Origin of the sequence: Rheinheimera sp. A13L (genome assembly GCF_000217935.1) — a bacterium.
In the GTDB taxonomy this organism is placed as follows: Bacteria; Pseudomonadota; Gammaproteobacteria; order Enterobacterales; family Alteromonadaceae; genus Pararheinheimera.
Genome location: NZ_AFHI01000047.1, coordinates 1 through 2,436, shown reverse-complemented (window position 1 = coordinate 2,436; position 2,436 = coordinate 1). Strand labels below are relative to the sequence as shown.

General features: G+C 50.0%; 3 protein-coding genes. All 3 read left to right on the top strand.

Annotated features, from left to right (window positions below; translation table 11 throughout):
• The first annotated feature begins 82 nt into the window (after window positions 1–82).
• The 3 genes from tnpA to tnpC all read left to right on the top strand — a co-directional run bounded on the left by tnpA (window position 83) and on the right by tnpC (window position 2,390).
• A complete protein-coding gene (gene tnpA / locus RHEIN_RS17015; RefSeq protein ID WP_008900219.1) occupies window positions 83–379 on the top strand; it encodes an IS66 family insertion sequence element accessory protein TnpA in 297 nt (98 codons plus the stop codon).
• Complete coding sequence (gene tnpB / locus RHEIN_RS17010; protein ID WP_008900218.1) at window positions 376–732, top strand: IS66 family insertion sequence element accessory protein TnpB; 357 nt, start codon at window positions 376–378, stop codon at window positions 730–732. The genes tnpA and tnpB overlap by 4 nt, the downstream gene beginning before the upstream one ends.
• Before the next feature lie 92 nt (window positions 733–824).
• Window positions 825–2,390 (top strand): IS66 family transposase, encoded by a 1,566-nt coding sequence (gene tnpC / locus RHEIN_RS17005; protein ID WP_008900217.1) that lies wholly within the window; start codon window positions 825–827, stop codon window positions 2,388–2,390.
• Window positions 2,391–2,436 lie beyond the last annotated feature (46 nt).

The following is a 2,436-nucleotide window of genomic DNA, read 5'->3' as shown; positions in this document are numbered from 1 at the left end:
GTAAGCGTAACACGAACCCCACATATCCAAGTTAGCTAATCCACCATACCCTGTTTGCATCGTTCACCAAGCAGGGATTCAAATGATCCGCAGAACTTCAGAGCAATGGCTGGCGCTGTTTGACCAGCACATAGTCAGCGGTTTAACCCAGACCGAATTTGCAAAACAACAGGGTATCGACCCAAGTTATTTCAGCCTGCGAAAACGGCAGTTGCTCGCGTGGCAACAGGACGACAATGACGGCTTTGTTGAACTGACACCACACGGCATGGTGTTTTGCCAGCCGATGCTACTAAAAAAACGGGATATTGAACTGCACCTGCCTGCTGGCACCGATGCCGTGTGGCTCGCCACCTTGCTCAAGGCGATGTCACTATGAAGATGTTTATCGATGTGCCAAAAATCTATCTGCACAAACAGCCTGTGGATTTTAGAAAATCCATCAATGGCTTGTCGTTGTTGGTTGAGCAGGAAATGCAGCTGTCTCCCTTTAGCGGTGCGCTCTTTGTATTCTGTAACCAACAGCGTTCGCGCTTAAAAGTGCTGTACTGGGACCAGACGGGCTTTTGCCTGTGGTACAAACGATTGGAAAAAGATAAATTCCGCTGGCCACGTCTGATGTCGGGGAAGGTACTCTCTATCAGCGAACAACAGTGGCATTGGCTCTTGCAAGGCATTGATATCCAAAAACTAACGCCCCATCAGCCCCTAAGTTACCAAAGCGCAGGCTGATATGCAGATCTGCTATAAATCCTGAGGATCGCAGCTGAAACAATCTAAATCAGGACAAGCACTTAGCCAAACGGGCCGTTAGAATAACGGTCATGAAAAAGATACCTTCTGAATTGCCGGACGATGTTGAACTGCTCAAGAAAATGCTGCTTGAGCAACAGGCCAAATTAGAACGCCAACTCGCCCAAAAAGACAAACGCATCGTTAAACTAGAGACGCTCAATCAAAAGCTGACTGAGCGCATCCAGCGCTTTGAAGAAGTCCTGAACCTGGCGCAGCACAAGCGGTTTAGTCCCAGCAGCGAAACCTACGAAGGTGATGGTCAGGTCTTTAACGAAGCGGAGCACGTTGCTGAAACTGAAGCACAAGGGCCATCTGAAACACAACCTCTAGCTGACGAAACGACAGATAAACAGCCCGTCAAAGCGCGCCGCCCACGTATTGCACCAGAGCTGCCACGTATTGAAGTGCTGCACGATATCGACAAGAAAACCTGCGCCTGCTGCGGGAATGAATTGCACCGGATGGGCGAGGAAGTCAGCGAGCAGATTGAGTTTATCCCCGCCGAAATCCGTGTGATAAAACACGTGCGCCCAAAATACAGTTGCCGCACCTGTGAGCGTGAAGGCACAGAAGTGGCGATACAGATTGCGGATGTCCCTGACACCTTCCTCCCCAAAAGTATGGCAACACCAAGCTTAGTGGCCCAAATCATCAGCGCGAAAATGCACTATGGCTTGCCGCTGTACCGGCAGGAAAAGATGTTTAGCGAAGCCGGCATTGAACTGAATCGCCAGACCATGAGCCGCTGGCTGATGAGCTGTGCCGACAAGCTTGAGCCGTTGTTAGCGCTGATGAAAACGGAACTGTTAAAGCAATCAGTGTTGTGGGCCGACGAGACGACATTAGATGTACTGGACGTTGATAAAAGCACCTGTTACATGTGGGTGTACGGCTGTGGTGTAGAAGGCTCCACTGGACCAAAACTGGTGCTGTTCGATTACCAGGATGGTCGCAGCGGAGCGCATGCCGTGCAGTTCCTTGAAGGTTACACTGGCTATCTGCAAGTGGATGGCTATGCCGGTTATGAACAAACATCCGCCACCTTAGCTGGTTGTTGGGCACATGCGCGTCGTAAGTTTATCGAAGCGCAGCAGGCACAAGGCAAAGGTAAAACCGGTAAAGCCGACTGGGCCATCAACCAAATCCAGAAGTTATATGCACTGGAGAGCAAACTGAAAACACAATCGTTCGAGGTAAAACAGCAACAACGCCAACAGCTTGCCGGACCACTCCTGAAACAACTCTGGGACTGGCTGGAAAAATCCAAAGACACCATCCCTAAAGAAAGCCTGGTCAGCAAAGCCATCAGCTATACACAAAAGCAGTGGCCGAAGTTGATACGCTATCTGGATGATGGCCAACTCAACATCGACAACAACAGAGCCGAACGGGCAGTAAAGCCCTTCGTCATCGGTCGTAAAGCGTGGCTGTTTGCCAACACCAAAACCGGAGCCAAAGCCAGTGCAGCGCTTTACAGTCTGATCGAAACGGCCAAAATCAACGGCTTAGAGCCTTATTACTATCTAACGCAGTTGTTTGAACAACTGCCAACAGCCAACTCGCCTGATGCATTAGCTAAACTGCTGCCGTACTAAACGAAACAACAACCCTACCGCAAGGTGTGGTTGTTGTTACGCTTAC